Annotated in this window: 26 protein-coding genes; 18 read left to right on the top strand and 8 right to left on the bottom strand. The window is 54.5% G+C overall.

What is annotated here, in order from left to right:
• Positions 1-14: 14 nt before the first annotated feature.
• Both tapT and trxC read right to left on the bottom strand, forming a co-directional pair.
• Positions 15-713: a tRNA-uridine aminocarboxypropyltransferase gene (tapT, locus tag HV340_RS16795; RefSeq protein WP_020882995.1), complete on the bottom strand. Its 699-nt coding sequence runs from the start codon at positions 711-713 to the stop codon at positions 15-17.
• A gap of 69 nt (positions 714-782) precedes the next feature.
• The gene (trxC, locus tag HV340_RS16790) at positions 783-1,202 is read right to left on the bottom strand and encodes a thioredoxin TrxC (protein WP_014171226.1); all 420 of its coding nucleotides are present in this window, start codon (positions 1,200-1,202) and stop codon (positions 783-785) included.
• Between the two features lie 204 nt (positions 1,203-1,406).
• On the opposite strand from trxC, the gene HV340_RS16785 reads away from it, so the two are divergent.
• Positions 1,407-2,492 carry a tRNA/rRNA methyltransferase gene (locus HV340_RS16785; protein WP_063924700.1) on the top strand — a complete coding sequence of 362 codons (1,086 nt, stop codon included), beginning with the start codon at positions 1,407-1,409 and terminating at the stop codon, positions 2,490-2,492.
• A gap of 45 nt (positions 2,493-2,537) precedes the next feature.
• Here HV340_RS16785 and ung read toward each other — a convergent pair whose 3' ends face one another.
• Positions 2,538-3,227, bottom strand: a complete 690-nt coding sequence (gene ung / locus HV340_RS16780; protein WP_025203444.1) for a uracil-DNA glycosylase — start codon at positions 3,225-3,227, stop codon at positions 2,538-2,540.
• Positions 3,228-3,541: 314 nt separating this feature from the next.
• Here ung and grcA point away from each other — a divergent pair, with 314 nt between their 5' ends.
• Positions 3,542-3,925 carry an autonomous glycyl radical cofactor GrcA gene (gene grcA / locus HV340_RS16775; protein ID WP_013098327.1) on the top strand — a complete coding sequence of 128 codons (384 nt, stop codon included), beginning with the start codon at positions 3,542-3,544 and terminating at the stop codon, positions 3,923-3,925.
• 53 nt (positions 3,926-3,978) lie between these two features.
• Here the strand turns inward: grcA and srmB are convergent, their stop codons facing one another.
• On the bottom strand, positions 3,979-5,307 hold the full coding sequence (srmB, locus tag HV340_RS16770) for an ATP-dependent RNA helicase SrmB (protein WP_020882998.1): 1,329 nt from the start codon (positions 5,305-5,307) through the stop codon (positions 3,979-3,981).
• 132 nt (positions 5,308-5,439) lie between these two features.
• Here srmB and HV340_RS16765 point away from each other — a divergent pair, with 132 nt between their 5' ends.
• On the top strand, positions 5,440-6,177 hold the full coding sequence (locus tag HV340_RS16765; RefSeq protein ID WP_040018164.1) for a tRNA1(Val) (adenine(37)-N6)-methyltransferase: 738 nt from the start codon (positions 5,440-5,442) through the stop codon (positions 6,175-6,177).
• On the opposite strand, the gene nadB is transcribed toward HV340_RS16765, so the two are convergent.
• Complete coding sequence (nadB, locus tag HV340_RS16760; RefSeq protein WP_059305942.1) at positions 6,162-7,781, bottom strand: L-aspartate oxidase; 1,620 nt, start codon at positions 7,779-7,781, stop codon at positions 6,162-6,164. The genes HV340_RS16765 and nadB overlap by 16 nt on opposite strands.
• A 424-nt stretch (positions 7,782-8,205) precedes the next feature.
• On the opposite strand from nadB, the gene rpoE reads away from it, so the two are divergent.
• The 11 genes from rpoE to acpS all read left to right on the top strand — a co-directional run bounded on the left by rpoE (position 8,206) and on the right by acpS (position 17,571).
• Positions 8,206-8,781, top strand: coding sequence for an RNA polymerase sigma factor RpoE (gene rpoE / locus HV340_RS16750; protein ID WP_006176728.1), 576 nt, complete (start codon positions 8,206-8,208; stop codon positions 8,779-8,781).
• Between the two features lie 31 nt (positions 8,782-8,812).
• A complete protein-coding gene (rseA, locus tag HV340_RS16745) occupies positions 8,813-9,463 on the top strand; it encodes an anti-sigma-E factor RseA (RefSeq protein WP_025203448.1) in 651 nt (216 codons plus the stop codon).
• Entirely contained in the window at positions 9,463-10,416 is a 954-nt protein-coding gene (gene rseB, locus HV340_RS16740; RefSeq protein ID WP_014171218.1) for a sigma-E factor regulatory protein RseB, read from the top strand. Before rseA ends, rseB begins: the two co-directional genes overlap by 1 nt.
• Positions 10,413-10,889: a SoxR-reducing system protein RseC gene (gene rseC, locus HV340_RS16735; RefSeq protein WP_181216101.1), complete on the top strand. Its 477-nt coding sequence runs from the start codon at positions 10,413-10,415 to the stop codon at positions 10,887-10,889. The genes rseB and rseC overlap by 4 nt, the downstream gene beginning before the upstream one ends.
• Before the next feature lie 185 nt (positions 10,890-11,074).
• Positions 11,075-12,874 carry a translation elongation factor 4 gene (lepA, locus tag HV340_RS16730; protein WP_014171216.1) on the top strand — a complete coding sequence of 600 codons (1,800 nt, stop codon included), beginning with the start codon at positions 11,075-11,077 and terminating at the stop codon, positions 12,872-12,874.
• A gap of 15 nt (positions 12,875-12,889) precedes the next feature.
• The gene (gene lepB / locus HV340_RS16725; protein WP_014171215.1) at positions 12,890-13,864 is read left to right on the top strand and encodes a signal peptidase I; all 975 of its coding nucleotides are present in this window, start codon (positions 12,890-12,892) and stop codon (positions 13,862-13,864) included.
• 222 nt (positions 13,865-14,086) lie between these two features.
• The gene (gene rnc / locus HV340_RS16720) at positions 14,087-14,767 is read left to right on the top strand and encodes a ribonuclease III (protein WP_003860711.1); all 681 of its coding nucleotides are present in this window, start codon (positions 14,087-14,089) and stop codon (positions 14,765-14,767) included.
• Positions 14,764-15,669, top strand: a complete 906-nt coding sequence (era, locus tag HV340_RS16715) for a GTPase Era (protein ID WP_014171212.1) — start codon at positions 14,764-14,766, stop codon at positions 15,667-15,669. Before rnc ends, era begins: the two co-directional genes overlap by 4 nt.
• Before the next feature lie 11 nt (positions 15,670-15,680).
• Positions 15,681-16,388 (top strand): DNA repair protein RecO, encoded by a 708-nt coding sequence (gene recO / locus HV340_RS16710; RefSeq protein ID WP_014171211.1) that lies wholly within the window; start codon positions 15,681-15,683, stop codon positions 16,386-16,388.
• A 71-nt stretch (positions 16,389-16,459) separates the two neighbouring features.
• Positions 16,460-17,191, top strand: a complete 732-nt coding sequence (gene pdxJ, locus HV340_RS16705; RefSeq protein ID WP_014171210.1) for a pyridoxine 5'-phosphate synthase — start codon at positions 16,460-16,462, stop codon at positions 17,189-17,191.
• A complete protein-coding gene (acpS, locus tag HV340_RS16700; RefSeq protein ID WP_014171209.1) occupies positions 17,191-17,571 on the top strand; it encodes a holo-ACP synthase in 381 nt (126 codons plus the stop codon). Before pdxJ ends, acpS begins: the two co-directional genes overlap by 1 nt.
• On the opposite strand, the gene HV340_RS16695 is transcribed toward acpS, so the two are convergent.
• Positions 17,568-17,828, bottom strand: a complete 261-nt coding sequence (locus HV340_RS16695; RefSeq protein WP_020883006.1) for a YfhL family 4Fe-4S dicluster ferredoxin — start codon at positions 17,826-17,828, stop codon at positions 17,568-17,570. The two genes, acpS and HV340_RS16695, sit on opposite strands and share 4 nt — an antisense overlap.
• 56 nt (positions 17,829-17,884) lie before the next feature.
• Positions 17,885-18,733, bottom strand: coding sequence for a MurR/RpiR family transcriptional regulator (locus tag HV340_RS16690; protein ID WP_014171207.1), 849 nt, complete (start codon positions 18,731-18,733; stop codon positions 17,885-17,887).
• A 118-nt stretch (positions 18,734-18,851) separates the two neighbouring features.
• Here HV340_RS16690 and murQ point away from each other — a divergent pair, with 118 nt between their 5' ends.
• From murQ to tadA, 4 genes are read left to right on the top strand one after another with little or no spacing between them, the layout of a single operon-like run.
• The gene (murQ, locus tag HV340_RS16685; RefSeq protein WP_014171205.1) at positions 18,852-19,745 is read left to right on the top strand and encodes an N-acetylmuramic acid 6-phosphate etherase; all 894 of its coding nucleotides are present in this window, start codon (positions 18,852-18,854) and stop codon (positions 19,743-19,745) included.
• Between the two features lie 11 nt (positions 19,746-19,756).
• Positions 19,757-21,118, top strand: a complete 1,362-nt coding sequence (locus HV340_RS16680; protein ID WP_063924701.1) for a PTS transporter subunit EIIC — start codon at positions 19,757-19,759, stop codon at positions 21,116-21,118.
• Positions 21,119-21,121: 3 nt separating this feature from the next.
• Complete coding sequence (gene yfhb, locus HV340_RS16675) at positions 21,122-21,757, top strand: phosphatidylglycerophosphatase C (protein ID WP_020883009.1); 636 nt, start codon at positions 21,122-21,124, stop codon at positions 21,755-21,757.
• Between the two features lie 24 nt (positions 21,758-21,781).
• On the top strand, positions 21,782-22,321 hold the full coding sequence (gene tadA, locus HV340_RS16670; protein WP_020883010.1) for a tRNA adenosine(34) deaminase TadA: 540 nt from the start codon (positions 21,782-21,784) through the stop codon (positions 22,319-22,321).
• Here the strand turns inward: tadA and mltF are convergent.
• Positions 22,209-23,759 carry a membrane-bound lytic murein transglycosylase MltF gene (gene mltF / locus HV340_RS16665; RefSeq protein WP_014171200.1) on the bottom strand — a complete coding sequence of 517 codons (1,551 nt, stop codon included), beginning with the start codon at positions 23,757-23,759 and terminating at the stop codon, positions 22,209-22,211. The genes tadA and mltF overlap by 113 nt on opposite strands.
• Between the last annotated feature and the right edge of the window lie 164 nt (positions 23,760-23,923).

Raw genomic sequence — 23,923 nt, 5'->3', positions numbered from 1 at the left:
GCGACCTGATGATTTTAAACGTTTTCTGTCTCAGTTGCTGTGACGCTGCCCTTATGAACGGTTTTTCCTGCCAGGTAACGTTCACGAAAGCGGGAGAAATGGCTCCCCAGCGCACCTGCCGCGACGGTATCTCCCGCTAAATCCAGAAGGGCAATCGCCACTTCAGCGGTACAGTACTGCCCGTCAGCATGCGCTTCTCGCAGGCGGTAGGCCGAGACGCGGGAAAGGTCGACCGAAATTACCGGCAATGAATCGAGATAAGGACTTTTGCGGAACATTTTTCGCGCTTCGGTCCAGGTTCCGTCCAGCATAATAAACAGCGGCGGTTTACCAGATGGCGGTGCCGAAAGCACCTGGCGATCTTCGCCAGCATACGAGGCCGGAAATACGACCATTGGCTGATAGTCCGGGTTTGCCACTAAGTCGAGCAGGGCCTGCGGAGGTTCCGTGCGTGACCATTGAAATGCCGCGGTATCCGGCAGAATGTCGGCAATAAGGCGTCCGGTATTGCTGGGTTTCATTGGTTCGGTATCGAACATGACCAGGCAAAAACGACTCTTCGCCGTGCTCGGCGCAAGGGTCTCGCACAGACAAACTTTTAGCGGCAGCAGACAACGCTGACAGCGGCGAACACGATTGCCGCGGGCAAGAAAAGGGCGAGTCGCGCGGGCCAGGCGTGCGGCGCGCAGTTGAAGAACAGCGTTATCAGTCATGGGCGAAGTGCAGGAAAAAACCTATTTTCGCAGAGGAAGGAACGGGGCACAAGATGCGCCCCGTTAATGTTACAGCGATTCGTTTAACCAGCTATCAAACGGTGCTTTAGGAACAGCACCGTTAAGCATGTCGATCACTTCACCATTTTTGAAAATCATGATGGTTGGGATGCTGCGAATGCGAAAGCGTGCGCTCAGCTCACGTTCTGCTTCGGTATTGACCTTAACAAAACGCATTTTGCCGCTGCGTTCTTCGGCAACATCCTCGAAGACAGGCGCGAAGCTACGGCACGGACCACACCACGGTGCCCAAAAATCGACAACCACCGGAAGATCGTCCTTGAGGAGTTTGTCCAGCGTAGCACCCGTAGCGTTGATAACATCGCCATCAAACAGTTCATGGCCACAACGCCCGCATTTCGCACCATCTTCAATCCGATCGTCCGGAATGCGATTAAGAGCCTGACAGTTGGCACATACGGTATTCATAACTAACCTCTGATAGAGCCGTGGGACAGCGGCAGAATGCCGATAATGTTTCTAATATGTTACATATTATCATTCAGCCTGTTTGAAACGACAATGCGTTTTATTCAATGAGAACAATAGTCACAGGCTTTTGTACGAATTTATGGCTATGAGCTTGCACATCGGGTAATCTGCGCGCTTCGCGCAGCGCTGGTGGAGAAAAGCATGAACGACGAAATGAAAAACAAAAGCGGCAAGGTCAAAGTGATGTATGTCCGCAGTGATGATGACTCTGATAAACGCACCCAAAATCCGCGTACCGGAAAAGGTGGCGGGCGTCCGGCGTCTTCTCGTGCAGACGGTGGCCGTCGCCCCGCCCGCGATGACAGAAATAACCGCAATGATGACCGCAAACGTGATGACCGCAAGCGTGACGATCGCAAACGCGATGATTTCTCGCGCGAGGGTTCATCCCCCTGGCGTACCGTTTCTCGCGCCCCTGGTGATGAGGCGCCTGAAAAAGCCGATCACGGCGGCATCAGCGGGAAAAGCTTTATTGACCCGGAAGTGCTGCGCCGTCAGCGTGCAGAAGAGACCCGAGTCTATGGCGAGAACGCCTGCCAGGCGCTGTTCCAGAGCCGTCCTGAGTGCATCGTTCGCGCATGGTTTATCCAGAGCGTAACCCCGCGCTTTAAAGAAGCGCTGCGCTGGATGGCGGCAAACCGTAAAGCCTACCATGTGGTGGATGACGCTGAGCTGACGAAAGCATCAGGCACTGAACACCACGGTGGCGTGTGCTTCCTGATCAAAAAACGTAACGGGACTACCGTACAGCAGTGGGTTAGCCAGGCGGAAGCCGATGACTGCGTGCTGGCGCTTGAAGATGTGGGCAACCCGCATAATCTGGGTGCAATGATGCGTAGCTGCGCGCACTTTGGCGTGAAAGGCGTGCTGTTACAGGATGCCGCGCTGCTGGAATCGGGTGCCGCGATCCGTACCGCAGAGGGCGGGGCAGAGCATGTTCAGCCGATCACCGGCGACAGCGTTCTGGATGCTATTGAGCAGTTCCGTAATGCGGGATATGCCATCGTCACAACCTCCAGCCATGCCGCTACGCCGCTGTTTAAAGCGACACTGCCGCGTAAAATGGTGCTGGTGCTGGGTCAGGAGCGTGATGGCCTGTCGGATGCTGCGCTTTCCAGCGCGGATCTGAGCGTCTCTATCGACGGTACAGGCAATGTTGAAAGTCTGAACGTTTCCGTTGCGACTGGCGTACTGCTGGCGGAATGGTGGCGTCAGAATAAAGCATAAGACTGTGCATCGGGTGTGCCCGCTAAAACGGGCACATCCGCTGCGTTACTCACTCTCAGCCGGTAACACTGGCATCCAGTCAATTGGCGTTTCGCCACGTTTTTCCAGCCACTCGTTCGCCAGAACAAAATGATTACAACCAAAGAAACCGCGATGCGCTGACAGCGGTGACGGATGCGGTGCCTTCAGGACATGATGACGCTGCCTGTCGATAATCGCCCCTTTCTTCTGCGCGTGGGAACCCCACAGTAAAAACACCACCCCTTCACGATGCTCGTTGATAAGGCTGATGACTTTATCGGTAAAGGTTTCCCAGCCCAGGCTGGCGTGAGAATGTGCCTGACCGGCACGTACGGTGAGTACCGTATTCAGTAACAGCACGCCCTGGCGCGCCCAGCTTTCCAGATAACCATGCGTGGGCCGGGTAAACCCGGGCACGGTCTTTTCGAGTTCTTTGTACATGTTCAGAAGCGAAGGGGGGATAGCAACCCCAGGGCGTACAGAGAAAGCAAGCCCGTGAGCCTGTCCCGGTCCGTGGTAAGGATCCTGACCGAGGATAACCACTTTCACATCGCTGAGTTCGGTATAGCGAAACGCGTTGAAAACATCTTTTTGTGGCGGATAAATCGTCTGGCCAGACTGCCGCTCTGCCGCAACGGTGCTGAGGGTGTTAATAAAATAGGGCTGCTGTTTCTCTTCTGCCAGCACATCGTGCCAGGTCAACGGTGTCGTCATCTCGCTCTCCTGCGAATCACATTCTGCGCCTAGCTTAACCGCTAAAACCCGGGGTGCAAAATCCCAGGCATAAAATCACCGTAAGTCATTCAATTTATTTTGAGTAGATGCGAAAGGAGTTGAGCTGGCAAAGCAATGAAATTGATCTGGAACAATAAAATCAAACCACACTCTTTGTGTGGTTGGTGTTTTTGTTGATTTAAATCAATAAATGACCGGGGTGCGAGTGATATATATACACACAAGAAACAATGGTTTTACCAATTGGCCGCGCGAGGCCGACACCAGTTAATGTAGCCTAAGGGAGGCAACACATGATTACAGGTATCCAGATTACTAAAGCTGCAAATGACGACCTGCTCAACTCTTTCTGGCTGCTGGACAGCGAGAAAAATGAAGCGCGCTGTGTAGTAGCGAAAGCGGGTTTTGCTGAAGATGAAATCGTTCCGGTGAACAAACTGGGCGAAATCGAATACCGTGAAATCCCAATGGAAGTAAAACCGGAAGTGCGCGTTGAAGGTGGTCAGCACCTGAACGTGAACGTGCTGCGTCGTGAAACGCTGGAAGATGCGGTTAAGCACCCGGAAAAATACCCACAGCTGACCATTCGTGTATCGGGTTATGCAGTACGTTTTAACTCTCTGACCCCGGAACAGCAGCGCGACGTTATTGCGCGTACCTTTACTGAAAGCCTGTAAGGTTTCAGTCTCGGGGGTGGAATAAAAAAGCCGGGGTTTTCCCCGGCTTTTTTTTACTCTTCAGTTTTCGTCTCTGGTGCGGCAGAGCTTGGTTTACGGCGCTTACCAATATTCTTGGTATCGCGGTGGCGCTGCTTCACGCGCGGCTTCTCTTTTTCTTTCTCTTTTTTCTCAGCACGTTTTGCGAGCGCTTTTTTAGACGGTTTGCCCGTCATTTTTTCACTCGGTGCACGTGTGGTCGGACGAAGCTCATCAATAACGCGTGCTTTCAGTGGCTCATCGACGTAGCGGCCAATTTTCTGCAGCAGCAGGTAGTCATGCGCTTCGACCAGAGAGATCGCGATACCTTTGCGTCCGGCACGGCCGGTACGGCCAATGCGGTGCAGATAGGTGTCGCCGCTGCGTGGCATATCGAAGTTAATGACGTGACTGACGTCCGGTATGTCGATCCCGCGTGCAGCAACGTCTGTTGCGACCAGCACGTTTACGCGACCATCAGTCAGACGTTTAATCCCTTCGGTACGCTTAACCTGCGCCATCTCGCCTTCGAGATAGCAGTTATTGATTCCGGCATTACGCAGCATTTCAGCCAGTTCATGCACACGCTCGCGCTTACGCACAAAGACGATGGTACGGGTGGCATCGTCCTGCTTCAGCAGGTGCTTAAGTAATTCAACCTTGTGTTCAAGGTTATCTGCACGGTAATACCACTGGTGGATCTTCTTGCGCTCGCGCGTGGACGGCGTCGCGGAAACTTCCACCGGATCTTCAAGCAGGCGCTCTGCGAAGTCTTTGATCGCGTCCCCTTCAAGGGTGGCAGAGAACAGCATCGTCTGGTTACGCCAGCGTGTCTCACCCGCGATATGTTCGATATCCTGCGCGAAGCCCATGTCCAGCATGCGGTCAGCTTCATCCAGAATCAGTGTTTCTACCGCGCGGCAGTCGAAGTTCTCTTCTTTAATGTACTGCAGCAGGCGACCGGTCGTCGCAACGACGATGTCCTGGTTTTCGCTGAACACTTCGGCGTGGTTCATATACGCAACGCCGCCAGTGATCGTGGCGATATCCAGATGGGTATTGGCCGCCAGCTCGCGGGCGTGATCGGCAACCTGCATCGCCAGCTCGCGCGTCGGCGTCAGGATCAAAATACGCGGCGGGCCTGATTTTTTACGTGGAAAATCGAGCAGATGCTGCAACACAGGCAGCAAGTAAGCTGCTGTCTTCCCCGTGCCGGTTGGCGCAGAACCGAGCACATCGCGGCCCTCAAGCGCAGGCGGAATGGCCGCTGCCTGAATGGCGGTCGGGCGTGTAAAGCCTTTGCTCTCAAGTGCATTGAGCAGGCTTTCATCGAGTTCAAGTTCGGAAAAAGTCGTTACAGTCATGTTCTACCTCTGTGTGGGGCGCTGATTATAGACGTTACGGCTGTAATCTTCATCTGTTTGTATGGATATCGCTTTGCGGCCACTTCGCTTTCCCCTATGCTACTCCAGTTTCACTTAGAAGGTTGCCCTGACATGTCTCAACTCAAAGCGCAGTTGCGCCGCGATGGTTTTACGTTTAAACAATTTTTTGTCGCTCACGATCGCTGTGCCATGAAAGTCGGTACAGACGGTATTTTACTGGGTGCCTGGGCACCTGTCGCAGGTGTAAAGCGTATTCTGGATATTGGGACGGGCAGCGGGCTGTTGGCGCTGATGCTGGCGCAACGTACCGAAGCGCATGTCACCATAGATGCGGTGGAGCTGGATGCGCAGGCGGCAGAGCAGGCGAGTGAAAATGCGGCTGAATCTCGGTGGGCCGCCCGGATTAACGTTGAATGTGCAGATGTGCTCGACTGGACGCCGGAGCAAACCGCGCGTTACGACCTGATTGTCAGCAATCCTCCCTACTACGCGCCCGGTGTTGAGTGCGGAACGCCTGAGCGTGAACAGGCCCGTTATACCGGCTCCCTCGACCATAAGGCGCTGCTGATCAGTGCCGCAGAGCTTATTTCAGAAGAGGGGTTTTTCTGCGTGGTTCTGCCAGAAAGCACCGGCAATGCGTTTATTGGCATAGCGCAAGAGATTGGCTGGAAATTACGTTTACGCACCGATATTGCAGATACCGAAGGGCGATTGCCGCACCGTGTGCTGCTGGCGCTCTCACCCAAAGAAGGTGAATGCTTTAACGACCGAATGGTGATCCGTGGGCCAGACCAGCGTTATTCCGAAGATTACACCGCTCTGACCCAGGCGTTTTATCTGTTTATGTGAACCTGCGGGGAGAGGATCGACGGCCCGGACTCGGCCAGCTGATCGGGGTAGTCGAGGGTATAGTGCAAACCGCGGCTCTCTTTGCGCATCATCGCGCAGCGAACAATCAATTCGGCAACCTGAACCAGATTGCGCAGCTCCAGCAGATTATTGGATACGCGGAAATTGGCATAATATTCATCGATTTCCTGCTGCAGCATCGTGATACGGCGTAATGCGCGTTCAAGACGTTTCGTGGTCCGCACAATCCCGACGTAGTCCCACATAAACAGCCGCAGTTCGTGCCAGTTATGCTGAATAACGACCAGCTCATCCGGGTTCTCCACGCGGCTTTCATCCCAGGCAGGCAGATTTTCTGTCTGACGGGCGTAAGGCATGCGCTTCGTGATATCTTCCGCGGCAGACCAGCCGTAAACCAGACACTCCAGCAGTGAGTTCGACGCCATCCGGTTCGCGCCATGAAGCCCGGTATAACTTACTTCACCGATAGCATACAGGCCATCCACGTCGGTGCGACCGTGATCGTCAACCATTACGCCCCCGCAGGTATAGTGGGCGGCAGGCACGATAGGCACCGAATCGCGGGTTAAATCAATCCCCAGACCCAGCAGCTTTTCGTAGATCATCGGGAAATGCTGGCGGATAAACTCTGCCGGCTTATGGCTGATGTCCAGATACATGCAGTCCACGCCAAGACGCTTCATTTCATGGTCGATGGCGCGGGCAACGATATCGCGCGGTGCCAGCTCGCCCCTGGGGTCAAAGTCCGGCATAAAGCGGGAGCCGTCAGGACGTTTCAGGTATGCGCCTTCACCGCGCAGGGCTTCCGTCAGCAGGAAATTACGCGCCTGAGGATGGAACAGGGCGGTCGGGTGAAACTGGTTGAATTCAAGGTTTGCCACGCGACAACCGGCGCGCCAGGCCATGGCGATCCCGTCTCCGGAGGCAATATCGGGGTTGGTGGTATACTGATACACTTTGGATGCACCGCCAGTCGCCAGTACCACGGCCTTCGCCTGACAGGTCTCAACCTTTTCTTTATTGCGATTCCAGACCCAGGCGCCCACGACACGACGCGTACCCGGAAGGCCAATCTTGTCGGAAATAATCAGGTCAACGGCATTGCTGCGCTCAAGGACCCGAATGTTAGGATGGCTGAGGGCTTTGCTGACCAGCGTGGTTTCGACTTCTTTACCGGTAGCGTCTGCGGCATGCAGGATACGGCGGTGGCTATGCCCGCCTTCGCGGGTCAGGTGGTAACTCTCTACACCGTTTGGCTGCACCTGTGTATCAAATAATACGCCCTGATCGATCAACCACTGCACGCAATGACGGGCATTACTGGCCACAAACTCTGCGGCATGTGCATCCACGATCCCAGCCCCGGCAATCAGCGTATCGTCGACATGCGAGGCAATGCTGTCTGTCTCATCAAACACGGCGGCAATACCGCCCTGGGCATAAAACGTAGAACCTTCACTTATCGGCCCTTTGCTCAGAACGATAACGCTCTGATGTTCGGCCAGACGCAGTGCCAGGGAGAGACCGGCAGCGCCGCTACCGATGATCAGTACATCACAATGCAGTTCAGGTGTTGTGTTCATGATTTTTGTTTAATTTACTAAACAGTGTTTGGTCAGAATAGCATCCGAATGCGAGATATCGCACGTTTTTTTTGATGTGAGTTGTAACCGCTAAACTCGAAGCGGAGGATTAAAACCACGTAAAAGAAAGAAAATATTTTGCGAAGCAGATCGTTAGCGTCAGATTTTGTGGTGAAATAAAGACTGGGTTGCGTTACTCTTCTGGCGGGAAAAGAGATGTTTCTTGTCATAAAGTGGTGCGTATCGTGAACAGACTTATAATGAGAGAAAATGAACAGTCTGCGGCGCGATGAACAAAAACAAAGGCGTTACGGAACTTATTGAAGATCATACACTCTAATTCTGTGCTTGCTCAAAGTGCGGTTTTTTAAGAGTGGCGTTTCGATAACGCGTGGAATTTAGGTTTGGGGAGACATTACCTCGGATGAGCGAGCAGTTAACGGACCAGGTCCTGGTTGAACGGGTCCAGAAGGGAGATCAGAAAGCCTTTAACTTACTGGTGGTGCGCTACCAGCATAAGGTGGCGAGCCTGGTTTCCCGCTATGTACCGTCAGGCGATGTGCCTGATGTAGTACAAGAGTCTTTTATTAAGGCCTATCGCGCGCTGGATTCATTCCGGGGAGATAGTGCTTTTTATACCTGGCTGTACCGTATTGCGGTCAATACGGCAAAGAATTATCTGGTCGCTCAGGGCCGCCGTCCGCCTTCAAGTGATGTGGACGCAATCGACGCCGAAAACTTCGAAAGTGGCGGTGCGCTGAAAGAAATTTCGAACCCTGAGAACTTAATGTTGTCAGAAGAACTGAGACAAATCGTTTTTCGCACGATCGAGTCGCTCCCGGAAGATTTACGCATGGCAATTACGTTACGGGAGTTGGATGGTCTGAGCTATGAAGAGATAGCCGCCATCATGGATTGTCCGGTCGGCACGGTACGTTCACGTATTTTCCGTGCGCGAGAAGCAATTGATAATAAAGTTCAACCGCTTATCAGGCGTTGACGATAGCGGGATACTGGAAAAGGTATTAGGCATGCAGAAAGAAAAACTTTCCGCTTTAATGGATGGTGAAACGCTGGATAGTGAGCTGCTCAACGAGCTGTCTCATTCTCCCGAAATGCAAGAGACCTGGGAGAGTTACCATCTCATCCGTGACACCCTTCGCGGTGACACCGGCGAGGTTCTCCATTTCGATATCTCAGCTCGCGTGATGGCGGCCATTGAAAATGAGCCTGTCCGTCAGACCACTCCGCTGATTCCTGAAGCTCAACCTGCGCCTCACCAGTGGCAGAAAATGCCGTTCTGGCACAAGGTGCGTCCGTGGGCCAGCCAGCTCACCCAAATGGGTGTGGCTGCATGCGTATCGCTTGCAGTTATCGTTGGCGTCCAGCACTATAATACTCAGTCTGAAACTAATCAGCAGCCAGAAGCGCCAGTGTTCAACACACTGCCGATGATGGGCAAAGCCAGCCCGGTAAGTTTGGGTGTTCCGGCTGATGCATCCGCCAGCGGCGGCCAGCAACAGCAGGTTCAGGAGCAACGCCGTCGCATTAATGCGATGTTGCAGGATTACGAGTTGCAGCGTCGTCTGCACTCTGAACAGCTTCAGTTTGAGCAGGCACAAACCCAGCAAGCGGCTGTGCAGGTGCCCGGAAACCAAACTTTAGGAACGCAATCGCAGTAATGAAGCAACTTTGGTTCGCCATGTCTCTGATGGCGGGTAGCCTGTTCTTCTCTGCCAACGCCTCGGCTGATGTTTCATCCGGGGCGTTGTTGCAGCAAATGAATCTGGCCAGCCAGTCACTCAATTACGAGTTGGCATTTATCAGTATCAATAAGCAGGGCGTCGAGTCGTTACGATACCGCCATGCCCGTCTTGATAACCAGCCGCTCGCCCAGCTTTTACAGATGGATGGCCCGCGTCGGGAAGTTGTCCAGCGTGGTAACGAAATCAGTTATTTCGAACCCGGTCTGGAGCCTTTCACGCTGAATGGCGATTATATCGTCGATTCTCTGCCATCGCTTATCTACACCGACTTCAAACGTCTTGCGCCTTACTATGATTTCATTTCAGTAGGGCGTACGCGCATTGCGGACAGACTGTGTGAGGTGATCCGCGTTGTTGCCCGTGACGGAACGCGCTACAGCTATATCGTCTGGATTGACGCCGAAACCAAGCTGCCAATGCGTGTAGACCTGCTTGACCGTGATGGTGAAACGCTGGAGCAGTTCCGCGTTATCTCCTTTAGCGTGAACAATCAGGTGGGTAATAGCATGCAGAATCTGGCGAAAGCCAGCCTGCCGCCGCTGCTTTCGGTACCGGCGGGTGATTCCGTCAACTTCAACTGGGTTCCTTCCTGGATCCCGCAAGGGTTTAGCGAAGTCTCCAGCAGCCGTCGACAATTGCCAACCATTGAAACACCGGTTGAATCGCGTCTTTATTCCGATGGTTTGTTCAGTTTCTCGGTGAACATAAACCGCGCATCGGCAAACAGTTCTGAACAAATGCTTCGTACCGGACGCAGGACGGTCAGCACCACGGTTCGCGATAACGCAGAGATCACCATTGTGGGTGAATTACCGCCACAAACGGCGAAGCGTATTTCCGACAGCATTAAATTCAGGGCTGCACAATGATTAAAGAGTGGGCTACGGTCGTATCGTGGCAGAATGGCATTGCGCTGGTGAGCTGTGATGTTAAGGCCTTATGCAATAGCTGTGCTTCCAGAGCCGGTTGCGGTAGCCGCGTGCTGAACAAGCTCGGGCCGCAAAACTCGCATACCATTTCCGTGCCAAGCGATCGGCCGCTGATGGTGGGGCAAAAGGTGGAGCTGGGAATTGCAGAAGGTAGCCTGCTCACGTCCGCCATGCTGGTTTATCTCTCTCCGCTGGTGGGGCTGTTTGTTATGGGCGGCGTATTCCAGATGCTGTTTGATACCGATGTGGCCGCCATGTGTGGTGCGGTATTGGGCGGCGTAGGGGGATTCTGGCTGGCCAAAGCTCTCTCCCCGAAGCTTGCCGCACGCGAAGAGTGGCAGCCTGTTATTCTCAGCGTTGGGCTGGCACCCGACCAGCTTCGTGTTGAGACGCTCTCTTCTGAGGCCCGGTGATCCATCGGGCTTTGTCCTTTTTTACGTCCTAAAACAGAAAACGTCATTTCTTCACGCTATACCTGGCGCTAAGTACATTTCCAGGTAACGGGGATGTAGTGTAGAATGCGGCGTTTTCGCACTGAAAAACGTCAGGCTAAGAACAGCGGCCTCCAGGAATTCGTAAGGCATAATTATTTAACTATATGAAGAACATACGTAACTTTTCGATCATTGCTCACATTGACCACGGTAAGTCGACGCTGTCTGACCGTATTATCCAGATTTGCGGTGGCCTGTCTGATCGTGAAATGGAAGCCCAGGTTCTGGACTCCATGGACCTGGAACGCGAACGCGGTATCACCATCAAAGCGCAGAGCGTTACGCTTGATTACAAAGCGGCTGATGGCGAAATCTATCAGCTGAACTTTATCGACACCCCAGGCCACGTTGACTTCTCCTATGAAGTTTCACGCTCGCTGGCGGCCTGTGAAGGCGCGCTGCTGGTTGTGGATGCCGGGCAGGGCGTTGAAGCCCAGACTCTGGCAAACTGCTACACCGCGATGGAAATGGATCTCGAGGTTGTGCCGGTTCTGAACAAAATTGACCTGCCAGCTGCCGATCCTGAGCGCGTAGCGGAAGAGATTGAAGATATTGTCGGCATCGACGCGACCGATGCGGTGCGCTGCTCCGCTAAAACGGGCGTGGGCGTGACCGACGTGCTGGAACGCCTGGTGCGTGATATCCCGGCACCAGAAGGTGACCCGGATGCCCCGCTGCAGGCGCTGATCATCGACTCCTGGTTTGATAACTACCTGGGCGTTGTCTCACTGGTGCGTATTAAAAACGGCACCATGCGTAAAGGCGACAAAATCAAGGTAATGAGTACTGGCCAGGTTTACAACGCTGACCGTCTGGGTATCTTCACGCCAAAACAGGTTGACCGTACCGAGCTGAAATGTGGCGAAGTAGGCTGGCTGGTCTGCGCCATTAAAGACATCCTCGGCGCGCCAGTGGGTGATACCCTGACCGGTGCACGTAACCCGGCAGACAAAGCGCTGCCAGGCTTTAAAAAGGTTAAACCGCAGGTTTACGCGGGTCTGTTCCCGGTCAGCTCTGACGACTATGAAAACTTCCGTGATGCGCTCGGTAAGCTGAGCCTCAACGATGCTTCCCTGTTCTATGAACCAGAAAGTTCCACGGCGCTGGGCTTCGGCTTCCGCTGCGGCTTCCTTGGTCTGCTGCACATGGAGATCATCCAGGAGCGTCTGGAGCGTGAATACGATCTGGATCTGATCACCACGGCACCGACCGTTGTGTACGAAGTGCAGACCACCAACAAAGAGATCGTCTACGTCGATAGCCCGTCCAAGCTGCCGCCGCTGAACAATATCGAAGAACTGCGCGAGCCCATTGCAGAGTGTCATATGCTGCTGCCGCAGGAGTTCCTGGGTAACGTTATTACGCTGTGTATTGAGAAACGTGGCGTACAGACCAACATGGTTTACCACGGTAATCAGGTTGCGCTGACGTACGAAATCCCTATGGCGGAAGTGGTCCTCGACTTCTTCGATCGTCTGAAGTCTACCTCTCGTGGCTATGCGTCACTGGATTACAACTTCAAACGCTTCCAGGCGTCTAACATGGTGCGTGTGGACGTGCTGATCAACGGCGAGCGTGTGGATGCGCTGGCACTCATCACTCACAACGACAATGCGCCATACCGTGGCCGTGAGCTGGTTGAGAAGATGAAAGAGCTGATCCCGCGTCAGCAGTTTGATATCGCGATTCAGGCCGCCATCGGTAACCACATTATTGCCCGTTCTACTGTGAAACAGCTGCGTAAAAACGTTCTGGCTAAATGCTACGGCGGTGACGTCAGCCGTAAGAAAAAGCTGCTGCAGAAACAGAAAGAAGGTAAGAAGCGTATGAAGCAGGTCGGTAACGTCGAACTGCCGCAGGAAGCATTCCTTGCCATCCTTCATGTTGGTAAAGACGGCAAATAACCCTAAGGAGTTGGCATGGCGAACATGTTTGCCCTGATTCTGGTCATTGCTACCCTGGTGACAGGTTTGTTGTGGTGTCTGGATAAGTTTATTTTCGCCCCAAAACGCCATGAACGTCAGGCTGCCGCACAGGCAGCCACTGGCGATGGGCTGGACGCGAAAACCTTGAAGAAAGTCGGCCCGAAACCGGGCTGGCTGGAAACCGGGGCATCGGTATTTCCGGTGCTGGCGATTGTGCTGGTTGTCCGCTCGTTTATTTACGAGCCGTTCCAGATCCCGTCTGGTTCAATGATGCCAACGCTGCTGATTGGCGATTTTATTCTGGTTGAGAAGTTTGCCTACGGGATTAAAGATCCGATCTACCAGAAAACGCTGATCGAAACCGGTCATCCAAAACGTGGCGACATCGTGGTGTTTAAATACCCGGAAGATCCGCGTCTGGATTACATCAAGCGTGCAGTGGGTCTGCCGGGTGATAAAGTCACCTACGATCCGGTGGCGAAAGAAGTTACCGTTCAGCCTGGCTGCAGCTCCGGTACCGCGTGTGAAAACGCGCTGCCAATTACTTACTCAAACGTTGAGCCAAGTGATTTTGTGCAGACCTTTGCTCGCCGTAACGGCGGTGAAGCGACCAGCGGTTTCTTCCAGGTGCCCAAAGGCGAGACCAAAGAGGACGGTATTCGCCTGGTTGAACGTAAAGAGACGCTGGGTGATGTGACCCACCGTATCCTCACCGTGCCAATCGCGCAGGATCAAGTGGGGATGTACTACCGGCAGCCGGGCCAACAGCTGGCCAGCTGGATCGTACCACCGGGACACTACTTCATGATGGGTGATAACCGCGATAATTCCGCGGACAGCCGTTACTGGGGCTTTGTGCCGGAAGCGAATCTGGTAGGTAAAGCGACCGCTATCTGGATGAGTTTTGAGAAGCAGGAAGGCGAATGGCCGACCGGCGTTCGCCTGAATCGTATCGGCGGGATCCATTAATTCTCATTAAATGAACGCGTAGCCGCGTTAATTAGCGGCTACGTGAATTATTTCAGCGATAAATCTCTTTGGACTAACGACATCCCCTGTCGTTGTGTATAGAATATTCCCCCGAAGTTTAAGGTTGGCCCTGCAAGGGTGCCACGGCACACGAAACCGCGTTGGTCTTCTCAGGTCGGTTTCGTGTGCTGCATTTTTGACGCATTCATTTACTGGTATCGCATGAACCCCATCGTAATTAATCGGCTTCAACGGAAGCTGGGCTACACTTTTCATCATCAGGAGTTGTTGCAACAGGCATTAACCCACCGCAGTGCCAGCAGCAAGCATAATGAGCGCCTCGAGTTCCTGGGTGACTCTATTTTAAGTTTCGTGATCGCGAATGCGCTTTATCATCGTTTCCCACGTGTGGACGAAGGTGATATGAGCCGCATGCGCGCGACGCTGGTTCGGGGTAATACCCTGGCGGAAATCGCTCGTGAATTTGAACTGGGCGAATGTCTGCGACTTGGGCCGGGTGAACTGAAAAGCGGCGGCTTCCGTCGTGAATCTATTCTTGCCGACACGGTCGAAGCATTAATTGGTGGTGTGTTCCTGGACAGCGATATTCAGACCGTAGAAAAGCTGATCCTTAACTGGTATCAAACCCGTCTGGACGAAATCAGTCCGGGCGATAAACAAAAAGATCCGAAAACGCGTCTGCAGGAATATTTGCAGGGTCGCCACCTCCCGCTGCCATCCTATCTGGTGGTACAGGTGCGGGGCGAAGCGCACGATCAGGAATTTACCATCCATTGCCAGGTCAGTGGCCTGAGTGAACCGGTGGTCGGCACAGGTTCTAGCCGTCGTAAGGCTGAACAGGCTGCCGCCGAACAGGCGTTAAAAATGCTGGAGCTGGAATGAGCGAAGAAAAAACGTATTGCGGGTTTATTGCCATCGTCGGACGTCCGAACGTTGGCAAATCTACCCTGTTGAATAATCTGCTTGGGCAGAAAATTTCCATTACTTCCCGTAAGGCGCAGACCACGCGTCACCGCATCGTCGGTATCCACACGGAAGGCGCCTATCAGGCGATCTACGTTGATACCCCGGGCCTGCACATGGAAGAGAAGCGCGCCATCAACCGCCTGATGAACAAGGCGGCGAGCAGCTCGATTGGCGACGTAGAGCTGGTGATTTTCGTGGTGGAAGGCACCCGCTGGACGCCTGACGACGAAATGGTGCTGAACAAACTGCGCGACGGTAAAACGCCGGTGATCCTTGCGGTCAACAAAGTGGACAACGTGCAGGAAAAAGCCGATCTGCTGCCGCACCTGCAGTGGCTGGGAAGCCAGATGAACTTCCTTGATATCGTCCCGCTGTCTGCCGAGACCGGTCTGAACGTCGATACCATCGCAGGCATCGTGCGCAAACATCTGCCGGAAGCGATTCATCACTTCCCGGAAGATTACATCACCGATCGTTCTCAGCGCTTTATGGCCTCTGAGATCATCCGTGAAAAACTGATGCGTTTCCTTGGCGCGGAACTGCCGTACTCCGTAACGGTTGAGATTGAACGTTTTCAGACCAACGAACGCGGCGGCTATGACATCAACGGCCTGATCCTCGTTGAGCGCGAAGGGCAGAAGAAGATGGTGATCGGCAACAAAGGTGCCAAGATCAAAACCATCGGCATTGAAGCGCGCAGAGACATGCAGGACATGTTTGAAGCCCCGGTTCACCTTGAACTGTGGGTGAAGGTGAAATCAGGCTGGGCCGATGATGAGCGTGCATTGCGCAGCCTCGGTTACGGCGACGACGTCTAAGACTGAACATCGTGGATGGATGGCAGCGTGCCTTTGTCCTCCATAGCCGTCCGTGGAGCGAGACCAGCCTTATGCTGGACGTTTTCACGGAAGAGTCGGGCCGTGTGCGCCTTGTTGCTAAAGGCGCACGTTCCAAACGCTCCGGCCTGAAGGGCGCCTTACAGCCTTTCACTCCGCTGCTGGTACGCTTCGGCGGGCGTGGGGAAGTCAAAACCCTGCGCAGTGCCGAAGCCGTCTCTCTGGCGCTCCCCCTTTCTGGTATCACGCTGTACAGCGGTCTCTATGTCAACGAACTCATCTCACGTGTTCTGGAGCATGAGACTCGCTTCTCTGAACTTTTCTTTGATTACCTGCACTGTATCCAGGCGCTGGCCGGCGCTACCGGTACGCCCGAACCTGCCCTGCGTCGTTTTGAACTGGCGCTGCTCGGACACCTGGGCTACGGGGTCGATTTTTTGCATTGTGCAGGGAGCGGAGACGAGGTAGAGGATGCGATGACCTATCGCTACCGTGAAGAAAAAGGCTTTATCGCCAGCGTCGTGATAGATAACAGCACCTTTACCGGGCGACAGCTTAGAGCGCTGTATGCGCGTGAGTTTCCCGATCAGGATACCCTTCGCGCAGCAAAACGCTTTACCCGGATTGCGCTCAAGCCGTATCTTGGCGGCAAGCCCTTAAAGAGCCGCGAATTGTTCAGGCAGTTTATGCCGAAACGTTAACGTATCAGACCCTCGCTCCAGCCCTCTCACTGAGGGAGGCAGGGACACGAACTAAAATACCGAGGATTGTCATGGCTGAATTACTGTTAGGCGTCAACATTGATCACATCGCCACGCTGCGTAATGCACGCGGCACGGCTTATCCCGATCCGGTTCAGGCGGCGTTCATCGCTGAGCAGGCTGGCGCCGATGGCATTACCGTTCACCTGCGTGAAGACCGCCGTCATATTACCGACCGCGATGTGCGCATTCTGCGTCAGACGCTGGACACCCGCATGAACCTGGAGATGGCGGTCACGGAAGAGATGCTGACGATTGCCTGCGAGACGAAGCCGCATTTCTGCTGCCTGGTACCGGAAAAACGTCAGGAAGTGACCACCGAAGGGGGCCTGGACGTAGCGGGTCAACGCGACAAAATGCGTGATGCCTGCAAGCGTCTGGCTGAGGCGGGTATCCTGGTCTCTCTGTTCATCGACGCCGATGTAGCACAGATCAAAGCGGCTGCCGAAGTGGGCGCGCCCTATATTGAAATTCATACCGGCTGTTACGCTGATGCGAAAGACGAAACTACGCAGGCCAAAGAGCTGGAGCGTATCGCCAATGCGGCTACCTATGCCGCGAGCCTGGGGCTGAAAGTTAACGCCGGGCATGGCCTGACCTACCATAACGTCAAGGCTATTGCAGCCCTGCCAGAAATGCATGAGCTGAATATCGGCCACGCTATTATTGGCCGTGCGGTAATGAGTGGCCTGAAAGAGGCGGTCTCAGAAATGAAACGCCTGATGCTGGAAGCGCGTCAGTAATGGCTATTCTGGGCTTAGGCACCGATATCGTTGAAATAGCCCGCATTGAAGCGGTGATCGCCCGTAGCGGCGATCGCCTGGCACGACGCGTGTTGAGCGATAACGAATGGGCCATCTGGGAGACGCATCAGCAGCCGGTACGTTTTCTGGCCAAGCGCTTTGCCGTCAAAGAGGCGGCAGCCAAAGCCTTCGGCACCGGTATTCGTAACGGTCTGGCGTTTAATCAGTTTGAAGTGTTTAACGATGAGCTGGGTAAACCGCGCCTGCGTTTATGGGGTGAGGCGCAAACGCTGGCAGAGAAACTCGGCGTAAATCACATGCATGTGACGCTCGCCGATGAACGCCACTACGCCTGCGCGACGGTGATTATCGAAAGTTAAAGTTTGTCCGCGTGATGCAGCAGGACAAACTTATCCCAAAGCTGCTCTTCGCTCTCGACGTGTGCCGGATCCTTCAGGATGGTATTGGGGATTGGGCACACTTTCTGACAGGTCGGCGTTTCGTAGTGGCCGATGCATTCAGTGCAGCGGTCGCTGTTAATCTCATAAATGCTCTCGCCCATCGAAATCGCCTGGTTCGGGCATTCCGGTTCGCACATATCGCAATTGATGCATTTTTTGGTGATTAACAGCGCCATCAGGAAATTCTCAGAAACAACACAAACAGGGCGGGCATTATACGCTCATTACCTGTTCAAACCAGTTTTTTTACCAGCTCTTCACTGTGCCGGATACGCTCTGGCGCATGCTCCAGATCCTGTTGCACCAGGGCCATAAACAGCAGGTCGGTCAACATCATTTGCGCACTTGTCGAGGAGATCGCCGCGCTGCGCGTGGCCTGCTCTTCCGCGATAGTATATAAACAGCGCGTAGCCCGCTGCTGCAGCGCGTTGGGAGTAAACCCGGTGATGGCCAGAATCTTACCGCCTACGCGTAAGGCTTCATCGGTAGCCATATTGATCTCGCGGCGTTCGCCGGAATAGGAGATCGCCAGCAGCAGATCGTTAGCATCCATCGCCTGCACGGTCGCCAGCAGGGCGTGCATATCCTGCTCGACGATGGCGTTGTAACCTATTTTTGTCAGCTTCCAGCCAAAGTTACGTGCCACCAGTCCGGACGCGCCTATCCCGGTCAAAATAATACGTCGCGCTGCACGCAGCATCGCCACGCTTTCCAGTAATTTTTCTTCGGTATTCACATCAAGGGTGGCATGCATGGCCGCGACATTCTCTTTGATGAGCTTCTCTCCCACCAGACGCATCGGGTCATCGCCACGAATCTGATTATGCACCGGCATCGACTGCGGATTGGGGTTACTCACCAGTGCTTCGCTAATCGCCAGCTTGAGAGCCGGGAAGCCTTTAAAGCCAATCTTCTGGGCAAATTTCACCACGCTCGACTGACTCACTCCGGCCTCACTCGCCAGCTGCTGCGAGCTGAGATGGCGGGCATGGTCGGGCTGAGAGAGCAGAAAATCCGCCAGCTTTTTGTCGCTTTGAGCAAAGCCTGCATAACGCTGACGAATGCGAATTAAACAGTTCATAGGTTCTCCTGGCGAAATTGTGATTGTCTGCGCAAATACGAATTTTGCTCGCCTGAATGAATTTTATATTCCATTATAGTGAGATTATTATGAATTAAAAATTCTTGAGGTACAAAAGATGAATCTTGGCTCACTTGTTTCTGAAACGCGTAACCCACAAACCATGGATCTGGATGCGCTCAGCACCCTGGAGCTGGTTAACCGTTTTAATCAACAGGATACGCTGGTCGCGCAGGCAGTGAAAGAGACATTACCGGAGGTGGCGAAAGCCGTCGATGCGGCGGCGGAAGCACTGAAGGCCGGTGGTCGCATTATCTACATGGGCGCCGGAACCAGCGGGCGTCTTGGTGTGCTGGATGCCTCTGAATGCCCGCCAACGTTTGGTGTGCCGCACGGTCTGGTGGTCGGGTTGATTGCTGGCGGCCCTGGCGCGCTGCTGAAAGCCGTGGAAGGAGCGGAAGACAACAAACAGCTCGGTGAGGATGACCTGAAGGGGCTAAATCTGACCGCTCAGGATCTGGTTGTTGGGCTGGCGGCTTCCGGGCGTACGCCGTACGTTATCGGCGGTCTGGAGTATGCCAACAAGACGGGCTGCACCACGGTGGCGATTTCCTGTAATCCTGGCTCGCCGATTGCGCAGGTCGCTGCTATCGCTATCTCTCCGGTTGTCGGCCCGGAAGCGTTAACCGGCTCTACGCGTCTGAAATCCGGCACCGCGCAAAAGCTGGTGCTCAACATGATCTCCACTGGCGCGATGGTGAAGTTTGGCAAGGTTTATCAGAACCTGATGGTGGATATGCAAGCGACCAACGTCAAGCTGGTGGACAGAGCCTGCCGTATGGTTATGGAGGCGACGGGAGCAAGCCGCGAAGAGGCGGAAGCGGTACTGAAACAAACCGATCACGATGTTAAACCGGCCATTCTGATGATCCTGAGCGGACTGGACGCTGCGGCCGCCAGAGCAAGGCTCAATGCCCATAACGGGTTCTTACGGGCGGCATTAGAAAACTAACAGAGGCGTGTATGGACAAAACAGCAGCGCTCGCCAGCGATATCCTGCAGGGGATCGGTGGGGAAAAAAATATTCAGCGTCTGGAAAACTGCATGACGCGCGTGCGCGTCGAGGTGCATAACGACGAGCAGCTTGATGTGCCGCGTCTGAAGCAGCTTTCCGGCGTGAGTGGTTACGTTAAACAGGGGCAACAGCACCAGCTGATTGTCGGGCCGGGAAAGGCGGCGCAGGTTGTGGATGCCATGCGTGCGCTGATGGTCGGCGGCGAGAGCGTGGCGATCGATGACGTCGAACGTACGAAGGCGCAGGCAAAGGCCCGATACAAAGCCCCCATGAGCGATGCGCTGCGACAACTGGCCAACGTCTTTATTCCGCTGATCCCAGCGTTTATTGCCTCTGGCTTAATCACCGGGATCATCAATATTCTTAAGCGTCCGGATATCGTAGGGGACTTCGCGACCCAGTATCCTAATTTATTAGGCATTCTCGGTATTTTCGGCAGCGCCGTGTTTGCCATCATGAACATTCTGGTGGGGGTCAACACCGCGAAGGTCTTTGGCGGCTCGCTGGCCATGGGCGGGGTGATGGCAGGTATTCTGTCCAGCCCACAACTGGCCCAGATAACCCTGTTTGGTGACGCGCTCCAGCCTGGCCGCGGCGGGGTGATTGCCGTGCTGCTGGTGGTCATCCTGATGTGCTGGATCGAGAAGAAACTGCGCACCCTCCTGCCTGGATCAATTGAGCTGATCCTCAATCCACTGTTAACGACGTTGATCACCGGCAGCGTGGCTATTGTGGCGTTGCAACCGCTGGGGGGCTGGATCTCTGAGGCCATCGCCCATGGCGCATCGCTGGCTATCGATCGCGGCGGTCTGTTAGTGGGTGCCGTGCTGTCAGGCACCTTCTTGCCGCTGGTACTGACCGGTCTGCATCAGGGGCTGGTGCCGATCCACGTCGAGCTGGTGCAGGCGCACGGTTACAACGCGCTGCTGCCCATCCTGTCGATGGCTGGCGTGGGGCAGGTCGGGGCGGCGATTGCCGTACTGATGAAAACCCGCAACGCGCGGCTGAAAAAAGTGATCAAAGGTGCGCTGCCGGTCGGATTACTCGGAATTGGCGAGCCGCTGATTTTCGGCGTCACGCTGCCGCTGGGGAAACCGTTCCTCGGTGCTTGCCTGGGAGGGGCGGTAGGCGGAGCGCTGATCAGCTACTGGAAAGTGGCAACGGTGATCACCTTCGGGATCTCCGGGCTGCCGCTGGCGCTCACCATCGTGACCGGAAAAGTTATGCTCTATCTGTTAGGCTATCTGGTAGCGGTGATCGCCGGGTTCCTGTTTACCTGGCTGTTAGGATTCAACGATCCAGAGGAGTAAGGTTTGGCAAATCACGAGCGTCGCGTTGTTTTTTTCGACCTGGACGGTACGCTGCATCAGCAGGATATGTTTGGTACGTTTATGCGCTACCTGCTGCGGCGTCAGCCTTTGAATGCGCTGCTCGTATTACCTCTCTTACCCGTAATTGGCATTGCGCTGCTGCTAAAAGGCCGGGCAGCGCGCTGGCCAATGAGCCTGTTGCTCTGGGGCTGTACCTTTGGACGCAGCGAAGCGCGGCTTAAACAGCTTCAGCAGGACTTTGTGCACTGGTTTCGCGGGCATGTGACCGCGTTTCCGGTTGTTCAGGCAAGGCTCACCAGCTATCTCGACGCGAACGATGCCGACATCTGGTTGATTACCGGATCCCCGCAAGCGCTGGTGGAACAGGTCTATTATGATACCCCGTGGCTGCCGCGGGTGAATCTTATCGCCACGCAAATTACCCGCGGGTACGGCGGATGGGTACTGACCATGCGCTGCCTGGGACATGAAAAGGTGGTGCAACTGGAGAAGCGAATCGGTACGCCACTGCGTCTTTACAGCGGCTACAGCGACAGCAAGCAGGACAACCCGCTGCTCTATTTTTGCCAGCATCGCTGGCGCGTCACGCCCGCAGGCGAACTTCAGCAACTCGAATAGTCTTATCTATAGCGGGTGTGTATAATGCCGCCCGCTTTTAGACTGGAGTATCAACCGTTGTGCAACCCTGAACGCGATCATGAATACTGGATGCGCCATGCGCTTACGCTTGCCCAGCGCGCCTGGGACGAGGGGGAAGTGCCCGTGGGTGCTGTGCTTGTCCACAATAACCAGGTGATAGGGGAAGGGTGGAACCGCCCGATTGGCCGTCACGATCCGACTGCGCACGCTGAAATCATGGCCCTTCGTCAGGGCGGAATGGTGCTGCAAAACTATCGTCTGCTTGATACCACGCTGTATGTCACGCTTGAGCCGTGCGTTATGTGTTCCGGCGCGATGGTGCATAGCCGTATCGGCACGCTGGTCTTTGGCGCGCGGGATGAAAAAACCGGAGCGGCCGGTTCGCTGATGGACGTACTGGGACACCCGGGGATGAACCACCAGGTGCAGACTATCGGTGGGGTACTTGCACCAGAGTGTGCGGGGCTATTAAGTGATTTCTTTCGAATGCGCCGTCAGCAGAAAAAGCAACAAAAGGCAGAATTGAAGTTGTCGGGCGAGTAAGTTCATCCGGTGCCACCACCGGATAACTCTGGGCCAGCTGATTTGCCTCTGCCGCCTCTTTTTCCTTCTCCAGCAGATAACCCACCAGGCTAATCTGATATTTACGGATATTTTCCACGTAGGCGTAGGCTTCATGCCCGCGCGCGTAACCGTAGGTCAGTTTGTTGTACCACGGCTTCTGGCTCAGCAGCGGCAGGCGTTGTTTTACGTCTGACCAGCTGTCCGGGTTACCTTTCGTTTTCGCCGTCAGCGCGCGCGCGTCAAGCATGTGCGCGTAACCCATGTTGTAGGCTGCCAGCGCAAACCAGATCCGTTCCTCTTCAGGCACCGTCTCCGGCACTTTGCCCATCATATCCTGCAGATACCGTGCGCCGCCGCTGATGCTCTGTTCTGCATCGGTGCGGTCAGTCAGCCCAAGGCTCTGAGCGGTATTTTTAGTGAGCATCATTAAGCCGCGAACGCCAGTGGGCGAGGTGGCCTGAGTATCCCAGTGGGATTCCTGATAAGAGATCGCTGCCAGTAATCGCCAGTCGATCTCCTGGGCATACTTCTCAAATAACGGCTGCAGGTCTGGCAGCACGCTATCGACCGCGCGCAAGAAGCTTCGGGTGTCGACGTAATCAAAATCGTCACCGTGGCCGAGGTATTTCTCTTCCAGACGCGCCAGCGTACCGTCTTCATTGATGGTGTTGAAGAAATCGAGCATCGCCGCAGAGAGGGTCTGATCGTCATCAAGCTGGCTAAACCAGGTCACCGGCTGTTCGTCTGTCACGTCCAGCGCCACCGCGATTTCGGGGTGCACGCGCTGGAAAAGGCTGATCGCGACCGAATCAGCGATGGTATAGGGCAGTTTTTTATCTTTTACCTGGTCCAGCAGCTCAGTCGTGCCGAGCTTAGGATCAACGGTCCAGCTCAGGTCCGGGAATTTCTTCTCCTTGAGCTCACGCAGATCGTCAATCACGACATGACCCGGGGCGATAGTCAACTGTTGTGCATTAATCGCCGCCAGCGTTCGCGGGCGCAGGCTCCCGACCCGGTAGACCAGCTGTTGCGAAACGGAGTAGTAGGTCGGGCCTGGCTGATAGTTCTTGCTGCGCTCGCTGTTGTACACCAGCCCAGCCGCAAGGATATCGGCATCGTTGTTATCCAGGTCATCAAACAGCTGGCTGATATTCTGACGGACGGTAATTTTGAGCTTCACGCCAAGATAGTCGGCAAACTGCTGCGCCAGTTCATAATCCAGGCCAATCGTTTTGCCGTTAATGTCGCTGTAAATCAGCGGCGAGTTGAGGGTACTGACGCGCAATTCCCCCCGCTCCTGTATGGCGGCGATACGGTTTTCGGCTTTACCGAACCAGGGGATGGAAGGCCAGAGGGCCACTGCCAGCAGCAACGTTACAATGCCGATGAGCAGATAATTAATCTTTAATTTTTTCAATTAGTTAATTCTCTGCGACGCCGGGTGCCTCAGTATGCTGTAGCCATGTTAAGAATAAGGTTTGCCATTGAATGAGCGGCATTTTGCGTAAAGTTACGCCACTTGGCAACAAATTAGAGAGAGAGGTCACATCTATTGTTAAACGTAAACGTTGATTTTATTTC

Origin of the sequence: Enterobacter sp. RHBSTW-00975 (assembly GCF_013615235.1) — a bacterium.
GTDB lineage: Bacteria > Pseudomonadota > Gammaproteobacteria > Enterobacterales > Enterobacteriaceae > Enterobacter > Enterobacter ludwigii.
The sequence above is the reverse complement of the archived record's forward strand: the minus strand, read 5'-3'. Positions and strand labels throughout refer to the sequence as shown.

Bases quoted from the DNA above. Each gene is read 5' to 3' on its own strand.
- era (WP_014171212.1), top strand. From the start codon at position 14,764: ATGAGCGAAGAAAAAACGTATTGCGGGTTTATTGCCATCGTCGGACGT.
- rseA (WP_025203448.1), top strand. From the start codon at position 8,813: ATGCAGAAAGAAAAACTTTCCGCTTTAATGGATGGTGAAACGCTGGAT.
- nadB (WP_059305942.1), bottom strand. From the start codon at position 7,781: ATGAACACAACACCTGAACTGCATTGTGATGTACTGATCATCGGTAGC.
- HV340_RS16765 (WP_040018164.1), top strand. From the start codon at position 5,440: ATGTCTCAACTCAAAGCGCAGTTGCGCCGCGATGGTTTTACGTTTAAA.
- ung (WP_025203444.1), bottom strand. From the start codon at position 3,227: ATGACGACACCGTTGACCTGGCACGATGTGCTGGCAGAAGAGAAACAG.
- trxC (WP_014171226.1), bottom strand. From the start codon at position 1,202: ATGAATACCGTATGTGCCAACTGTCAGGCTCTTAATCGCATTCCGGAC.
- rseC (WP_181216101.1), top strand. From the start codon at position 10,413: ATGATTAAAGAGTGGGCTACGGTCGTATCGTGGCAGAATGGCATTGCG.
- HV340_RS16785 (WP_063924700.1), top strand. From the start codon at position 1,407: ATGAACGACGAAATGAAAAACAAAAGCGGCAAGGTCAAAGTGATGTAT.
- tapT (WP_020882995.1), bottom strand. From the start codon at position 713: ATGACTGATAACGCTGTTCTTCAACTGCGCGCCGCACGCCTGGCCCGC.
- lepA (WP_014171216.1), top strand. From the start codon at position 11,075: ATGAAGAACATACGTAACTTTTCGATCATTGCTCACATTGACCACGGT.
- murQ (WP_014171205.1), top strand. From the start codon at position 18,852: ATGAATCTTGGCTCACTTGTTTCTGAAACGCGTAACCCACAAACCATG.
- rseB (WP_014171218.1), top strand. From the start codon at position 9,463: ATGAAGCAACTTTGGTTCGCCATGTCTCTGATGGCGGGTAGCCTGTTC.
- pdxJ (WP_014171210.1), top strand. From the start codon at position 16,460: ATGGCTGAATTACTGTTAGGCGTCAACATTGATCACATCGCCACGCTG.
- HV340_RS16695 (WP_020883006.1), bottom strand. From the start codon at position 17,828: ATGGCGCTGTTAATCACCAAAAAATGCATCAATTGCGATATGTGCGAA.
- grcA (WP_013098327.1), top strand. From the start codon at position 3,542: ATGATTACAGGTATCCAGATTACTAAAGCTGCAAATGACGACCTGCTC.
- lepB (WP_014171215.1), top strand. From the start codon at position 12,890: ATGGCGAACATGTTTGCCCTGATTCTGGTCATTGCTACCCTGGTGACA.
- srmB (WP_020882998.1), bottom strand. From the start codon at position 5,307: ATGACTGTAACGACTTTTTCCGAACTTGAACTCGATGAAAGCCTGCTC.
- rnc (WP_003860711.1), top strand. From the start codon at position 14,087: ATGAACCCCATCGTAATTAATCGGCTTCAACGGAAGCTGGGCTACACT.
- tadA (WP_020883010.1), top strand. From the start codon at position 21,782: ATGCCGCCCGCTTTTAGACTGGAGTATCAACCGTTGTGCAACCCTGAA.
- HV340_RS16690 (WP_014171207.1), bottom strand. From the start codon at position 18,733: ATGAACTGTTTAATTCGCATTCGTCAGCGTTATGCAGGCTTTGCTCAA.
- HV340_RS16680 (WP_063924701.1), top strand. From the start codon at position 19,757: ATGGACAAAACAGCAGCGCTCGCCAGCGATATCCTGCAGGGGATCGGT.
- rpoE (WP_006176728.1), top strand. From the start codon at position 8,206: ATGAGCGAGCAGTTAACGGACCAGGTCCTGGTTGAACGGGTCCAGAAG.
- acpS (WP_014171209.1), top strand. From the start codon at position 17,191: ATGGCTATTCTGGGCTTAGGCACCGATATCGTTGAAATAGCCCGCATT.